This is a genomic window from uncultured Lutibacter sp., assembly GCF_937891065.1.
GTDB lineage: Bacteria > Bacteroidota > Bacteroidia > Flavobacteriales > Flavobacteriaceae > Lutibacter.
Window position 1 is genome coordinate 1 of sequence record NZ_CALAEQ010000184.1, and the last position, 15,757, is coordinate 15,757.

The following is a 15,757-nucleotide window of genomic DNA, read 5'->3' on the forward strand; positions in this document are numbered from 1 at the left end:
ATTTAATAAAATAATATATGATTTTAAATACTGAGTTAGAATACAAAGGAAATCTGTTTCCAACAAAAATAGTTTTTTATAAAAAACACGTAGATACCTTATATTTTAAAAGTGAAAATAATGTAACCCTTCAAGTTACTGTACAAAGAGATAGTGTTTTAAGATTTCGTTTTGCTACAAGTTCAATTTTTGAAAATGATTTTTCTTATGCGATTACTGAAAATGCAAGTAAAGGTTACAATCATTTAGAAATTGATGAAGATGATGATAAATATATAATTACAACTTCAAAATTAATTTGCCATATTTCAAAATTGGATATGAGAACTTCAATCTTTGACGCAAAAGATAAAAGTCTTATTTGTGAAGATGAACTCGGTTTTCATTGGGAAGAGAGTTATGAAAATGGTGGAGACATTGTAAAAATGTCAAAAGTATCGCAAGAAGGTGAAAGTTTTTATGGTTTAGGAGATAAACCCGTTGATATAAATTTAAAAGGAAAACGATTTGAAAATTGGGTTACTGATTCATATGCTTTTGGAAGAACTACAGATCCAATTTATAAAGCCATTCCATTTTATTTAGGCCTACATCATAAAAAATCATACGGAATATTTTTTGATAATACATTTCGTTCATTTTTTGATTTTTGCCATGAACGTAGAAATATTACAAGCTTTTGGGCACAAGGAGGAGAAATGAATTACTATTTTATTTATGGTCCAAATATGCCTGATGTAGTATCAAACTATACAGATTTAACGGGTAAACCACATCAATTACCACCACTTTGGGCCTTGGGTTATCATCAATGCAAATGGAGTTACTATCCTGAATCAAATGTTAAAGAGCTTGCCAATAAGTTTAGGGAATTAAAAATTCCATGTGATGCCATTTATTTGGATATTGATTATATGGATGGTTTTAGATGTTTTACTTGGAATAAAGAGCATTTTCCAGACCCGAAAAGGATGGTAAAGGAATTATTAGATGATGGTTTTAAAACGATTGCTATTATAGATCCAGGAATTAAAATTGATAATGATTACAATATATATAAAGAAGGTTTAGAAAATGATTATTTCTGTAAACGTGCAGATGGTCCTTATATGAAAGGGAAAGTTTGGCCTGGAGAATGCTATTTTCCGGATTTTACAAACCCAAAAGTACGAGAATGGTGGTCTGGACTTTTTAAGGAGTTGATTGAAGATATAGGAGTGAAAGGTGTATGGAATGATATGAATGAACCAGCAGTTATGGATGTTCCAGGAAAAACATTTCCAAATGATGTTCGTCATAATTACGATGGAAACAATTGCAGCCACAGAAAGGCACATAATATATATGGAATGCAGATGGCAAGAGCTACTTACCACGGGTTAAAAAAGTTTTCATATCCAAAACGACCTTTTGTTATTACAAGAGCTGCATATTCGGGAACACAACGTTATACTTCAACTTGGACAGGTGATAATGTGGCAACTTGGGATCATTTAGCAATTGCAAATAATCAAGCACAACGTATGTGTATGTCTGGTTTTTCATTCGCAGGTTCTGATATTGGAGGTTTTGCTGAACAACCAAATGGAGAGTTATTTGTTCGTTGGATTCAATTAGGAGTTTTTCACCCTTTTTGTAGAGTCCATTCGTCAGGTGATCACGGAGACCAAGAACCTTGGACTTTTGGAAAAAGCATGACGGATATTACAAGAAAATTTATTGAGATTAGATATCAACTATTACCTTATTTATATACTGCTTTTTGGAGATATACTAATGAAGGAATCCCAATTTTGAAATCGCTTGTACTTTTTGATCAAGATGATAAACATACACATCATAGAAATGATGAATTTATTTTTGGAGAAAAAATATTAGTTTGCCCAATTTTAGAGCCAAATGCAAAAGGAAGAAGAATGTTTATACCAAGAGGTGATTGGTATAATTTCTGGACTGATGAATTAGTGCAAGGAGGAGAAGAAAAATGGGTAGATGCAGATATAGATAGCTTGCCAATTTTTGTAAAAGCTGGTGCAATTATTCCAAAGTATCCAATTCAACAATATGTTGGAGAAAAAGAAATAGATCAATTAAAATTAGATATTTATTTTAAAGAAGGGAAAGAAGAATCTCAGGTTTATGAGGATGCTAATGATGGTTATGATAATAAAAAAGGACGTTATAGTTTACGGAATTTTAAACTAGTTGGAAATGAAGATTCATTAACTATTAAACAATTTAAATCAGGTAAGTATATAACTGAATACCAAACATTTGAAATTATATTGCATGGTTTACCTTTCGTAATTAAAAAGATTGAAATTGATAATGAAGAAATTGATATCACTCAATATAATAGTAATGATAATAGTTTAATTGTAAGTAAAGAGTTTACAGATATTCAATTTATTGGTGAATAATCGTACGTTGTTAAATACATTATAAAAAGAAGTTTTTTAGTTAGAACTAAAGTTATAATAAATGAGATTTCAATTCATGTTGGAATCTCATTTATTTTTTAATAATGTAATAATATCTCATAGCTAAAGCTAAAACAAAAGGTAGTAAAGCCAAATTAAATACTTGAATTTTTAGCAACCATAAAATTACCATGATGAATAATAAAACAATTAAAAACCAATTATAATACTTTAGCCATGTTGGTAATTTAGATTTTAATATTAAAAATGCAACTACCAAATTAGGAGCAAAAGCCCATAAGAAATTGAAATTCTTGTAAGTAGCTGTATGTGAGGTTGCAAACCATAATAATAGTACTACAACTCCAACCAGTCCTGTACTAAAGTAAAGTGTAAAATCTAACCATTTAGATCTTTTAAGTGATGAGAAGTTTTTATAGGTTATAAATAGTATAAATAATGCTAAACATAAAAAAGTGATAAAAGGTATTAGTATTGAAAAAGGTTGATTAAGTTTTTTTTCTTTTAAAATTGTAAGTCTTTTTTTAACTAATTCTGTTGTGTTATTTTGGGTTGTTATAGTAGCATTATCAAAAGCTTCATAAATATAATCTGGTAAAAATTTATAGTCATCTTTAGTGGCTTTTTTGTCTATTACAGAACCTAAGGCTAAATCTATTCCAAATTTAGACCAAGGATGATTGCTGGTATAATCAGCGATTAAATCTCTATGGGTTTTATTTGTAGTAATATGAGTATTGTTAAAATGAACCTTATCTTTTAAAACGGTTTTTATAACATCTTCAATTTTGGTTGAACAGTTATCATAAAAAAAATCGTATTGATAGGATTTGTTTTCTGGTTTTGCATTGTTTTCTAAAAAATTAAAAACTGCTTGAACTTCATTAATATTTAAAGCTAATTCTTGCGTTTTTACCCAACGGTTTCCATATTGATACTCTCTTAAAAATCGACTAAAAGTTGAAGTAGATAGTTGGTATGTAAGTTTACCTTTTGCGAAATTTAAATAAAAGTTGGGAGCATTAAAATCAAAGGTTCCATAATTATATATTTTGTCCAACCCTAAATTAGAATCATACACTCTAAATGCACTATGCCCAAAGGTTGAATATAATTCATTCCCAGGCCCACAGGTTACAACGCTAATGGTTGCTTTTTCCGTTAGTTGTTGTGCCGTTATTTGAATATAACTTAAGAATAGTAATGTGAAAAAGAAATAAATTTTATTCATAGTTATTTAAAATTATCAAATGCTATTTTAATTGAAAATACGTTTGAATACAAAGCATTTCCTATACTAGCAATATTAGTTAGCGCATAATCTAATTGAATTCCTTTATATTTAAATCCAACTCCAAAATTAGGTTGAAACACCAATTCCTTACTGTTATCAAACTGCAATTCATTTTGCATATTTCCAATACCACCACGTAAAAAAACAGTATTCATATATCCTACTTGAAAACCAAGCGCAGGATCAATACTTACTATATCACTTGATATTAAATCGTTTGTTTTAGTAAATCTCAAATTTAGATCTACTTCCGTCAATAAATTGAAATCTTTTGAAAATATAAACTGTTTTGCAATTCCTAATTGTGCTTTTGGCAAAGTTATTTCAGTACTTTCAGGTAATTCTTGATTTTGATCAAGAATGGAATTTTTAATTTTTTCAAATTCATTTTCATCAATGCTCCATGAATTAAAGGTAGTGGTAATATCGCGAAGCATCAAACCAAATTTCCAATCGTTTCTTTGGTATTGAAGTGCTGCATCAATGCCAAAACCCCATGAAGTTGCAAAGTCACCAATAATTCTTCTAACTATTTTAACATTTCCACCAATAGTTAAACCTTCAATACGTGATTGTCGTGCATAGCCAATATTTAATGCATAATCTGCTGCTGAAAATAAACTGATTCTATTATAATCTATATTTCCTTCATTGTCAATAAGTTCAGTGGTATTTAATATATCATCAACTCCAAATCTTATGAGTGAAATTCCTAGAGCACTTTTATCATCAATTGGCATTGCAAAACCTGCATAATCATATTTAGCAATTCCTGCAAAATATTCAGCATGCATAATAGCTCCTTGATACTCCTTTACAGCTGTTAAACCTGCCGGATTCCAATAAATTGAATTTACATCGTTACTTGTTGCGACTACAGCCTTTCCCATACCAAAAGCAGCAGCATCAACACCAATATTTAAAAATTCGTTCGAATATTTCCGAACAGATTGACTTATGGCAAGCTGACTAATAAAAAATAGAATGTATAGGTTTTTTTTCAATGTAACTTATTTAATGAGCGAATTTATAAAAACTTTAGAAGTTAATGTGGAATAATTAAGAAATAAAATGATGAATAGAATCTAAAATCCGCTTTTCACTCCAAAATAAATCTTTTCCGAAGATAGAAGTATTAAATCCAACATGACCACCATATTTTGGCATTTCTAAATTGAGATATGAATGATTTTGAGCTTCTTGAATTGGAAAACAACTTTCAGAAAGAAAAGAATCATCTAAAGCATTTATCAATAATGTGGGAATTGTAATAGTTGGTATAAATTGCTTGCTACTGCATTTAGCCCAATAATCTTCCGCATTTTTATAGCCGAATAATGGTGCTGTAACAGCATTGTCAAAATCTTTAAATGAATTAGATCTTAAAACGGATTCTTTATCAATGCTGTTTTCTGGAAATTTCACCATTTTAAGTACTGTTTTCTCTTTTAATGTTTTTAAAAATCGATTCATATAAATTGAATTCTGCCACGTTGCTAAAGCAGAAGAAGAACCTTCTAAATCGCAAGGAACAGATATTGCAATTGCTCCTTTCACTTCAGAAGCAATCGAATTGGTTTCACCCAAATATTTCAAAGTGATATTTCCACCCATACTATATCCTAAAAGTAAAATATTTTTATAGGAATAATTTTCTAAAATATAATTTATAGTAATTTCTAAATCGTCAGTTTTTCCACTATTATAGGAGTGCAAATGATTGTTGTCTTCACCGCTGCATCCCCTGAAGTTTAGCGCGACACAATCAATTTTGTTATAATTTAAATAATTAATAGCTGAAATAATATAGCTAGATTGTGAACTTCCTTCTAAACCATGCATCGCTATAACTAATGTGTTTGAACCCACTGCTGAAAAATCTAAATCTAAAAAATCAGTATCAGGAGTTGAAATTCTCTTTCTCTGATAGTCAATCTTTTTTTTATAAAATAGCGTTTTATATACTGTATTAAAATGGGCATTTTTAAATAGAAATTGAGGTTTATAAGTTGATTTAATAAGTGACATAGCAATAAATTATAAAAATTAAAATAGAATTTTAAATAGTGAAAAACAATTCACTAAATTTAACAAAATTTTCTAAAATGACTTTTAAAAAACATATACCTAATTTAATTACGCTACTTAACTTATTATCAGGAACGATAGCTGTTTTATTTGCTGCTAATAATGAATTAGTGATGGCTGCCTATTTCGTATTTCTAGGAATAGTATTCGATTTTTTTGACGGTTTTGTTGCCAGAATTCTACATGTTCAAGGTGAATTAGGAAAACAATTAGATTCTTTAGCGGATATGGTTACAAGTGGAGTAGTACCTGGAATTGTAATGTATCAGTTACTTTTTAATGCAATTCATAAGCAATGGATGGATAATTTATCATGTGAAATTGGCAATTGGATCTCTTTTGATGAATATCATTTACATTGGATTCCTTTTGTTGGTTTATTATTTACATTGGCAGCTGGTTTAAGATTGGCAAAATTTAATATTGATGAACGGCAAACAAGTTCTTTTATAGGTTTACCAACACCTGCATCTACACTAGTGGTTTTATCGTTTCCTTTAGTTTTAATGTTTAATTCGAATGAGGTTGCGAATAATATGATTGAAAATGTGTGGTTTTTAATTGGAATAACTGTACTTCTTAGTTATTTAATGAATGCTGAAATTCCCTTATTTTCATTAAAGTTTAAAGATTATAGTTGGAAAAAGAATAAAATAAAATTTATTTTTATTGCAATATCTGCTTTTTTAATTGTTTTGCTTCAATTTGTTGCAATACCGATAGTAATTGCAGTCTATATATTAATTTCACTGGTTACGAAAGAATAAATGAAGTTTTGAATCTTTAATGAAATAGTAAATTATTTAACATAAAAAAAGAGAGCTTAATAGCTCTCTTTTTAAATTATAATAAGTTATTTATTATTATCTCATAATTGTTTGTTTTCTATCAGGACCTACAGAAACTATTTTCACAGGAACTTCAACAAAATCTTCAATAAATTTAATGTAATCATTTAATTCTTTTGGAAGTGTATTATGACTTGACATAGCCGTTAAATCTTCCTTCCAGCCTTTAAATTCTGTGTAAATAGGAGTAACGTTATGCTCTTCAATATTATAAGGGAAATGAGTTATTTCTTTCCCTTTATAATTGTAAGAAGTACAAGCTTTTAGTGTTTTAAAACCTGAAAGAACATCACCTTTCATCATCATTAATTGAGTAACACCATTTATTTCAACAGCATATTTTAAAGCAACTAAGTCTAACCAACCACAACGACGCGGGCGACCCGTAGTTGCACCAAACTCCATTCCAATTCTTCCCATTTCTTTTCCATCTTCATCAAATAATTCTGTAGGGAAAGGGCCAGAGCCAACACGCGTGGTATATGCCTTAAAAATTCCAAAAACTTCTCCAATTTTGTTTGGAGCAACTCCTAAACCTGTACAAGCTCCTGCAGCAGTTGTAGTTGAAGATGTTACATAAGGGTAGGTTCCAAAGTCAATATCTAGTAATGAACCTTGTGCTCCTTCAGCTAAAATTGATTTATTGTTTTTTATAGCATTGCTTAAATATTCTTCACTATCAATAAAAGTTAATTCTTTTAAAACATCTATAGCGTTAAAAAACTCTTTTTCTAGTTCTTTTAAATCATATTCAATATCAACTTCAAAAAACTGAAGCATTCTTAAATGTTTTTCAACAAGAGCTTGATATTTATCTTTCCAGTTTTCTAATTCTAAATCTCCAACTCTTATACCATTTCTACCGGTTTTATCCATATAAGTTGGTCCAATTCCTTTTAATGTAGATCCAATTTTAGATTTTCCTTTTGAAGTTTCACTTGCAGCATCTAAAAGACGGTGTGTTGGTAGAATTAAATGTGCTTTTCTTGATATTAATAATTTAGATTTTAAATCTAAATTATAAGAAGCTAAGTTGTCTAATTCTTTTTTAAATATAACAGGATCTATTACAACTCCATTTCCAACAAGATTTATAGCATTTTCATGAAAAATACCTGAAGGAATTGTATGTAGAACGTGTTTTCTACCATCAAATATTAAAGTGTGCCCTGCATTTGGTCCTCCTTGAAAACGAGCAATTATGTCGTAATTTGTAGTAAGTACATCTACAATTTTACCTTTTCCTTCATCTCCCCATTGCAATCCTAATAATAAGTTAACAGCCATTGTGTTTAATTAAATAGTTAATTTTTTGTTTGTTTTTTTGTTCCGTAAAAATATAATGAATGATTGTTAATATCAATATTAAAGGTATCTTCAATCGTTTTTTTAATAATTTGAATTCTAGGATCACAAAATTCAATAACTTCACCTGTATCAGTTAATATAATGTGGTCATGTTGTTTATCGAAATAACATTTTTCATAATGTGATTGATTTTGCCCAAACTGATGCTTTCGAACTAAGCCTGAGTCTAAAAGTAATTCAATGGTATTGTAAAGTGTAGCTCTACTAACTCTATAATTTTTATTTTTCATTTGAATATAGAGAGATTCTATATCAAAATGTTCCTCTAAATCGTAAATTTCTTGTAAAATAGCAAATCGTTCAGGTGTTTTTCTATGGTTATTTGATTCTAGAAAATTAACGAAAACAGTTTTTACAATTTTTTGATTTTCATTACTCATAAAAATATAATTTGAGTTGTATTGTTTAACACAACAAAGTTAGTCCTATTTATTTAATGTTTTATTTGTTGGAATCATAGTTATCAACTTTATTTGTGAATAAAATTAATGTTTATAAATTCTTTCAACAGTTTCTATTCCTTCAATTTTTTTGATACTATCACTTAATTTTTGAAGTTGAGATTTGTTTTTTACACTTACAGTAATACTTCCGTCAAAAATACCATCATGACCAGATATGTTTAAACCATGAATATTCACATTCATATTTCTTGATATAATTTCAGTAATTTCATTTACCAATCCTACATGGTCATTTCCATAAATTTTAATTATAGCTTTAAATTCTTGTTTTGTAGAATCAATCCATTTTGCACTCATAATTCTATAGGCATAATTGGATTGTAGGCTTATGGCATTTGGACAGTCCTTTTTATGAACTTTTATTCCTTCATTTATGGTTACAAATCCAAAAACTTTATCGCCTGGAATAGGATTGCAGCATGGAGATAATTTAAAATCTAAGCGTTCCTCTTCTTTTCCAAATACAAGAGAATCATAATTATCAACTACTTCATCCTTTTCATGAAGTGTGTTCTTTGGTGTACGTTGAATTTTCTTTTTGAAGAAATTTACAAACGAATTATTACGTTGAGAAATAAATTCTTTAAGCTGTGCGCTTTCAATAGAGCCACTACCAACTCTATAAAATAAATCTAAGCTTGTTTTAAGTTTAAAGAAATTAACAAGATCATTTACAACACTTTCTGAAAGAGTAATTTTTAAATGACGTAGTTTTCTTGTTAAAATTTCTTTACCTTCTTCAGCTATTTTCTTTTGATCTTCTTTTAAAGCATTTTTTATTCTAGTTCTTGCTCTTGCAGTTACCACAAAATCAAGCCAGCCTATATTCGGTTTTTGGTTGCTAGATGTTATAATTTCAACTTGATCACCACTAAACAGTTCATGACTTATGGGTTTTAATTTTCCATTAATCTTAGCACCTCTACAGTTCATACCTACTTGAGTATGAATTGAAAACGCAAAATCTAAGGCAGTTGCATTTTTTGGTAAAGCTATTAAATCCCCTCCAGGAGTAAAGACAAAAATTTCTTTTGCGTATAAATTTAACTTAAAATCTTCAACAAAATCAATGGCATTACCATCTGGGTTTTCAAGTGAATCTTTAATCTTATTTAACCAATCATCTAAACCACTTTCACGCTCATTATTGTTTTTATATTTATAATGCGCGGCATAACCTTTTTCAGCTATTTCATTCATTCTTTCAGAACGAATTTGCACTTCAACCCATTTTCCTTGTGGGCCCATAACTGTAATATGAAGCGATTCATATCCTGTAGATTTTGGTTGACTTATCCAATCTCGTAACCTGCTTGGGTTTGGTATAAAATGGTCTGTTACAATTGAATATATTTTCCAAGCATCAAATTTTTCATTTTTTAAGGTTGAATTATAAACAATTCTAATGGCAAATTTGTCGTAAATTTCTTCATAAGTAACACCTTGAGAAAGCATTTTTTTACGAATAGAATAAATTGATTTTCTTCTCCCTTTAATATCATATTCAAATCCTTCGGCATTTAAAGATTCTTTAATGATATCAGAAAATGAATCGATATATATTTTTTGTTCTTCTTTACTTTGGGTGATTTTATCAAAGATATCCTTATAAACTTCTGGTTCAGTATATTTTAAACCAAGGTTTTCAAGTTCTGATTTAATATTAAATAAACCCAACCTGTGGGCTAGCGGTGCATAAATATATAAAGTTTCAGAGGCTATTTTAACTTGTTTGTCTTGTGGCATTGCATCCATAGTTTGCATATTATGCAACCTGTCAGCAATTTTTATTAAAATTACACGCACATCATCATTTAAAGTAAGCAACATTTTTCTGAAATTCTCAGCTTGCACAGATGCAGTCTGCTCTTTTTTTAAGTGAGAAATTTTAGTTAAACCATTTACAATTCTAGCTACATTTTCACCAAACAGTCGTTCAATATCTTCTAATGTATAATCAGTATCTTCAACTACATCATGTAATAGGGCTGCAACTATAGAGGTAGTATATAGGCCAATTTCATATGCCACAATTTTAGCCACAGCTATTGGATGAAATATATAAGGTTCGCCAGTTTTACGGCGCTGATTTTTATGAGCTTCTAAAGAAATATCAAAGGCTTTTCTTATCTCTTTTTTATCTTCATTGGTAAAAGTTTGATAAGCACCCTTCAAAAGATCTTTATATCGCCTTGCGATTTCTTTGTTTTCGTCCTCTATGCTTAAATTATATGTCATCGCTTAAAAATACTATTTTAAAATAGACTACCAAATAGAAAAAGTTTATTTTTTTAAGTTTAAAACTCGTTGATACAATGTTGGATGTGAGTAATGAATTTTAACATATAAGGGATGTGGAGTTAAATTACTTAAACTATTTTTTGATAATTTTTTTAAGGAAGAAATTAAAGCTTCGGCTTCAAAATTATTTTTAGCATAATTATCAGCCTGATATTCAAATTTTCTTGATAAGGCATTCATCAATAAACTGGTAATTTCAGAAATTGGACTGTATAATATACCAAAAGCGATTAATCCAATATGAAAACTTGGGGTTGCTACATTTAGAGCCTGAGATAATGTTGTATTCCCAACTAATAAGGATAAAATGAAAAGTGTAAATCCAGTTAGCAGTATGGATAACAGTAAATTATAAATGATGTGCTTTTTTTTATAATGTCCAACTTCATGGGCTAATACAGCTACAATTTCATTGGTGTCTAAATCATTAATTAAGGTGTCAAATAGTGTAATTCTTTTTTGAGAACCAAAGCCAGAAAAATAGGCATTAGCTTTTGTAGAACGTTTTGAACCATCAATTACAAAAATATTATTGAGTTTGAAACCTATTTTAGTTGCGAAATTCTCAATAGCAATTTTTAAGTCCCCTTCTTCTAAAGGTGTTTGTTTATTGAATAACGGAACAATTAGTTTTGAATAGAAAAGGTTCATAAAAAGCGTAAATAAGCTAATAAATATCCAGGTATAAATCCAAAAATTAGATGTTGTTAATTGGTAAAACCAAGTTATTAACGCCAATATTCCACCCCCAACAATTATCAGCATTAGCCAGCCTTTAATTTTATCGAAAATAAAAGTTTTTTTTGAAGTTTTATTGAATCCAAATTTTTCTTCAATCACAAATGTTTTGTAATATGAAAATGGCAATGTTAAAATGTCACTTGCAAATACAATAATACCAAAGAAAATTAAGGTAATTAGGATGCTATTATCAGTGAAATGTTTTGCTATAGTATCAACAATAGCAAATCCATCAAAAACAAAAAATAAAAGTGTAGTTATAATTGAAAATAGACTTGTGAGCAATGAAAACTGATGATTCTCTTTTTTGTATGCTTGTGATTTCAAATATTCTTCTGAGTTATAAACATCCTCAAGTTCTTTAGGAATTGGATCATTAAAATGTTTTGCATTTAAAGAATTTAAAAAAGTGTCAAATAAAAATTTGACCGTTATTATTCCTATTAATATGTAAAATACTATTTGTGGAGTCATTTATGATTTTTATTATTTGAGTAGGTAGATAAGTTTAATTCTAAATTTTTAATTGTCGCTGTCTTACAGCTTCAAAAATTAATATGGCAGCACTCACAGACACGTTCATAGAATCAATAGCACCGCGCATTGGAATTATAATGTTTTGTGTGGTGTTTTGAAGCCATTCGTCAGATAAGCCTGTAGCTTCAGTACCAACAATTATGGCACTTGGAAGAGAATAATCTATCGTTTGATATTCTACGGAAGCTGTTAAAGCCGCGCCATACATATTTATATTATTTTCCTTTAAAAACGAGATGATTTCAGAAGTTGTTCCAGTTGCTATATTTGTTGTAAATACACAACCAACACTTGAGCGTATAATATTAGGATTGTAAATGTCTGTTTTCGGATTTGCAATTAAAATGATATCAACACCGGCTGCATCAGCAGAGCGTAAAAGTGCACCAATATTCCCAGGTTTTTCAGGAGCTTCAGCAACTAAAATAAGAGGATTTTCAGAATTAAAATTAATATTCTTTAATGATAAATCTTTACTTTTTGCAATTGCTAAAATTCCTTCAGTAGATTCTCTTAATGCTAATTTATTATAAACTTCTTTAGAAATTTCAATAATATCAATAGGTGGATTTGCTTTTTTTAATAAGCTTTCTAGCTTTTCCTCATTTATGATTGAAATAACAACCAAAATGGTTTGAATTTTGTAACCTCCTTGAATTGCCAATGAAATTTCACGCAATCCTTCTATTAAAAAAGTTTGGGTATTTTTTCGAATACGTGATTTCTCTTTTAACTGAACAAGTTCTTTTATATATGAATTTTGTGGACTTGTAATCTGTTTATACATTTTGCAAAAATAACCGTTATTTATCTATAATTGTTCTGTTTTGTAGTAATTTATTAAAAGTGACACCATTTTACTGTATCCTTTAATTCCGTCTTTTTGCATATTTGCTTTCAAAAAAGAATCATAAAATATTTTGAAAAATTTTTCAGACCAATTTTGGTATGATGCCCAAAAATCTTGACTATTTTGTAAATCTTTACGGATACCTTTATTTAATGATGCTACTAAAATATCAAATTGTTCAGGTTCGGTTCTATATATTTCTCCTAAACAATAACGTGTAGCCATTAAATATCCCGCATACTTATAATTAGCATTTTCAGAATGAGTTGCGGCTAAATATCCAACAAAATTAGCTTCACTTTCTGAACCAATACCAACCTGATGGGCAATTTCATGACAAACAGTAGCTGGATAGCTGTTTTTTGGAATTAGAGAATTCACTTGTGCTTCATTTGTAATTGGATTTATATAACCAGCAAAACCCATATAGGTTAAAGGGATACTAAATAACGAATTTTTTATAGAAGCATTCTCAAATTTAAACTGAGGATATTTCAGTTCTAACTGTTTGTATGCTAGTGGAGATATTTCTCTTATTTGCTGTTTAGTCAAGTTATTTTCAATTAAAATAGTATCATTTTTAGCAATTATATAGTGTATTTGATTGCTCTTTAAAATGAGTTTTTTTGTAAAAGAAATCAATTCATTTGAATTGTATTCAGTTTTTTCAAAACCTAAAATTTCTGTTATCGGTTGCCTTAAATAATTTAGTCCCCAATTAAAATTAAAAAAGAAGAATAGTATTGATAAAATTGCTCCAGTTTTAAAGAATGTATTTTTAAAATTAAGTTTTTTTGTTTTTATAGAAATAAAAATACCTTTTATAATAATGATACCAAGCATTGTATATAAAATGTCACCTATTGAAAAAGGCAACCAACCAAAAATAATGCGATTGAATTTTGAAATATACAAATACAATCCGTTTGAGTAATATTGTTCAATAAACTCAGGATATTGAGAAATAATTTGAATAAATGCCCATTGCATTACAAGTAGTATGGTAAGTATTTTATATGTTTTTTTAAGTTCCATAAATCAAAAATAGGAAATAAATATTCAGAATGATATGTTTGTTTAGTTATTAACAAAATAGTTACTTGTCAACAAAATATGTGCACAAATAAAATTGAAAATTAGAGTTGATTTTGTGTTTTAAAAATTACATTTGCTTTGAACAAAAGAAAATGAAATTTAATACTTTCATTTCTCCTTAAAAATTGTTAATTTAATAAAAAAATAACCGAGTAATAGCGTGAAGAATTTGCAACCAATACAGTCTAATAAGTTTAAAAAGAGTACCGTAATTAATCTTGAAAAAGGGAAAATACCACCTCAAGCTGTTGATTTAGAAGAAGCTGTGTTAGGAGCCATGATGATTGATAAAAAAGGAGTTGATGATGTAATTGATATTTTACATGATGATGTTTTTTATAAAGAATCACATAAATTAATTTATGCAGCTATTTTTACACTGTTTAAAAATTCAGAACCTACAGATTTATTAACAGTTGCAAATCAATTACGAAAATCAGAAAATTTAGAAGCTGCTGGTGGTGATTTTTATTTAGTAGGTCTTACTCAAAAAGTATCCTCATCTGCACATATTGAATTTCACGCACGTATTATTCTTCAAAAATACATTCAACGAAAATTAATTTCAATTTCTGCTGAAATTATTGAAGAAGCATACGATGAAACAGTTGATGTATTTGATTTGTTGGATGATGCGGAATCAAAGTTATTTGAAGTAACACAAGGAAATCTTAAAAAAGGATCTGAAACTGCAGAAGGGCTTGTTGATCAAGCAATTAAAAAAATACAAGAAATATCTAATAAGCAGGGAATGAGTGGTGTTGCTACAGGTTTTTCTCGTTTAGACGAGTTAACATCTGGTTGGCAACCTTCAGATTTAGTTATTTTGGCTGCTCGTCCTGGTATGGGAAAAACAGCTTTTGTAATGTCTATGGCAAAAAATATGGCGATAGATTTTGATACGCCCGTTGCTATATTTTCATTAGAGATGTCATCTGTACAGTTAATTACTCGTATGATTTCTAGTGAAACAGGAATTTCTTCTGGAAAATTAAGAAAAGGAAATTTAGAGCCACACGAATGGGAACAACTTAATGTAAAAGTTAAAAATTTATCGAATGCTCCAATTTTTATTGATGATACACCATCTTTATCTATCTTCGATTTAAGAGCAAAAGCCCGTCGTTTAGCATCACAACATGGAATTAAAGTAATTGTAATTGATTATTTGCAGTTAATGACTGCAGGAACTTCATCTGGAGGAAATCGTGAGCAAGAAATTTCTATGATATCTCGAAATTTAAAAGCATTAGCCAAAGAATTAGCAATACCTGTTATTGCACTTTCTCAATTATCACGTGCCGTTGAAACTCGTGGAGGAAATAAACGTCCGTTATTATCCGATTTACGTGAATCGGGTGCAATTGAACAAGATGCGGATATTGTTTCATTTATATATCGTCCTGAATATTATGGACTTACAGAATGGGATGATGAAGAAAGAACTCCTTGTGAAGGGCAAGCTGAATTTATTGTTGCAAAACATAGAAATGGTGGTTTAGAAAATATTAAACTAAAATTTACAGGTCATTTAGCACAGTTTAGTAATTTAGATGATGATTTTGGAAATGAATTTCATTCAAAAATGAATGATGCAATTTCATCAAATAATATGACAAGTCCACAGGATGCTTTTGGAATTCAAGATGATTTAGACGAAAAAGGTCTTCCTTTTTAAAAAAAAACAATAAAATTGAATAAAAAAGATTTTATAAAAATACTAGCTATCT

General features: G+C 29.0%; 12 protein-coding genes. 3 read left to right on the forward strand and 9 right to left on the reverse strand.

The genetic code is table 11. The annotated features are described in order from the left end of the window. Positions 1-17: 17 nt before the first annotated feature. Entirely contained in the window at positions 18-2,420 is a 2,403-nt protein-coding gene (locus Q0352_RS10120) for a glycoside hydrolase family 31 protein (protein WP_299527181.1), read from the forward strand. A gap of 91 nt (positions 2,421-2,511) precedes the next feature. Here the strand turns inward: Q0352_RS10120 and Q0352_RS10125 are convergent, their stop codons facing one another. Genes Q0352_RS10125 through Q0352_RS10135 form a run of 3 tightly spaced genes read right to left on the reverse strand, consistent with a single transcriptional unit; the run spans position 2,512 to position 5,763 of the window. Further along, entirely contained in the window at positions 2,512-3,672 is a 1,161-nt protein-coding gene (locus Q0352_RS10125; protein WP_299527182.1) for a DUF4105 domain-containing protein, read from the reverse strand. 2 nt (positions 3,673-3,674) lie between these two features. Then, positions 3,675-4,739 carry a PorV/PorQ family protein gene (locus Q0352_RS10130; protein WP_299527183.1) on the reverse strand — a complete coding sequence of 355 codons (1,065 nt, stop codon included), beginning with the start codon at positions 4,737-4,739 and terminating at the stop codon, positions 3,675-3,677. 55 nt (positions 4,740-4,794) lie between these two features. Beyond that, positions 4,795-5,763 (reverse strand): alpha/beta fold hydrolase, encoded by a 969-nt coding sequence (locus tag Q0352_RS10135; RefSeq protein ID WP_299527184.1) that lies wholly within the window; start codon positions 5,761-5,763, stop codon positions 4,795-4,797. Positions 5,764-5,840: 77 nt separating this feature from the next. Between Q0352_RS10135 and Q0352_RS10140 the strand changes: the two genes are divergently transcribed. Further along, positions 5,841-6,590: a CDP-alcohol phosphatidyltransferase family protein gene (locus Q0352_RS10140; RefSeq protein ID WP_299527185.1), complete on the forward strand. Its 750-nt coding sequence runs from the start codon at positions 5,841-5,843 to the stop codon at positions 6,588-6,590. Between the two features lie 96 nt (positions 6,591-6,686). Here the strand turns inward: Q0352_RS10140 and Q0352_RS10145 are convergent, their stop codons facing one another. From Q0352_RS10145 to Q0352_RS10170, 6 genes are all read right to left on the reverse strand, one after another. Further along, positions 6,687-7,958: an adenylosuccinate synthase gene (locus Q0352_RS10145; RefSeq protein WP_299527186.1), complete on the reverse strand. Its 1,272-nt coding sequence runs from the start codon at positions 7,956-7,958 to the stop codon at positions 6,687-6,689. A gap of 17 nt (positions 7,959-7,975) precedes the next feature. Beyond that, positions 7,976-8,419: a Fur family transcriptional regulator gene (locus tag Q0352_RS10150; protein WP_299527187.1), complete on the reverse strand. Its 444-nt coding sequence runs from the start codon at positions 8,417-8,419 to the stop codon at positions 7,976-7,978. Between the two features lie 105 nt (positions 8,420-8,524). Next, positions 8,525-10,741 (reverse strand): RelA/SpoT family protein, encoded by a 2,217-nt coding sequence (locus Q0352_RS10155; RefSeq protein WP_299527188.1) that lies wholly within the window; start codon positions 10,739-10,741, stop codon positions 8,525-8,527. A 45-nt stretch (positions 10,742-10,786) separates the two neighbouring features. After that, positions 10,787-12,019, reverse strand: coding sequence for a M48 family metallopeptidase (locus Q0352_RS10160; protein ID WP_299527189.1), 1,233 nt, complete (start codon positions 12,017-12,019; stop codon positions 10,787-10,789). A gap of 40 nt (positions 12,020-12,059) precedes the next feature. Further along, on the reverse strand, positions 12,060-12,869 hold the full coding sequence (locus Q0352_RS10165; RefSeq protein ID WP_299527190.1) for an RNA methyltransferase: 810 nt from the start codon (positions 12,867-12,869) through the stop codon (positions 12,060-12,062). Between the two features lie 24 nt (positions 12,870-12,893). Continuing rightward, positions 12,894-13,967 (reverse strand): DUF3810 domain-containing protein, encoded by a 1,074-nt coding sequence (locus Q0352_RS10170; protein WP_299527191.1) that lies wholly within the window; start codon positions 13,965-13,967, stop codon positions 12,894-12,896. A gap of 220 nt (positions 13,968-14,187) precedes the next feature. Here Q0352_RS10170 and dnaB point away from each other — a divergent pair, with 220 nt between their 5' ends. After that, positions 14,188-15,705, forward strand: a complete 1,518-nt coding sequence (gene dnaB / locus Q0352_RS10175; RefSeq protein ID WP_299527192.1) for a replicative DNA helicase — start codon at positions 14,188-14,190, stop codon at positions 15,703-15,705. Positions 15,706-15,757: the final 52 nt, after the last annotated feature.

Bases quoted from the DNA above. Each gene is read 5' to 3' on its own strand.
- Q0352_RS10160 (WP_299527189.1), bottom strand. From the start codon at position 12,019: ATGACTCCACAAATAGTATTTTACATATTAATAGGAATAATAACGGTC.
- Q0352_RS10135 (WP_299527184.1), bottom strand. From the start codon at position 5,763: ATGTCACTTATTAAATCAACTTATAAACCTCAATTTCTATTTAAAAAT.
- Q0352_RS10125 (WP_299527182.1), bottom strand. From the start codon at position 3,672: ATGAATAAAATTTATTTCTTTTTCACATTACTATTCTTAAGTTATATT.
- Q0352_RS10145 (WP_299527186.1), bottom strand. From the start codon at position 7,958: ATGGCTGTTAACTTATTATTAGGATTGCAATGGGGAGATGAAGGAAAA.
- Q0352_RS10170 (WP_299527191.1), bottom strand. From the start codon at position 13,967: ATGGAACTTAAAAAAACATATAAAATACTTACCATACTACTTGTAATG.
- Q0352_RS10120 (WP_299527181.1), top strand. From the start codon at position 18: ATGATTTTAAATACTGAGTTAGAATACAAAGGAAATCTGTTTCCAACA.
- Q0352_RS10140 (WP_299527185.1), top strand. From the start codon at position 5,841: ATGACTTTTAAAAAACATATACCTAATTTAATTACGCTACTTAACTTA.
- Q0352_RS10155 (WP_299527188.1), bottom strand. From the start codon at position 10,741: ATGACATATAATTTAAGCATAGAGGACGAAAACAAAGAAATCGCAAGG.
- Q0352_RS10150 (WP_299527187.1), bottom strand. From the start codon at position 8,419: ATGAGTAATGAAAATCAAAAAATTGTAAAAACTGTTTTCGTTAATTTT.
- Q0352_RS10165 (WP_299527190.1), bottom strand. From the start codon at position 12,869: ATGTATAAACAGATTACAAGTCCACAAAATTCATATATAAAAGAACTT.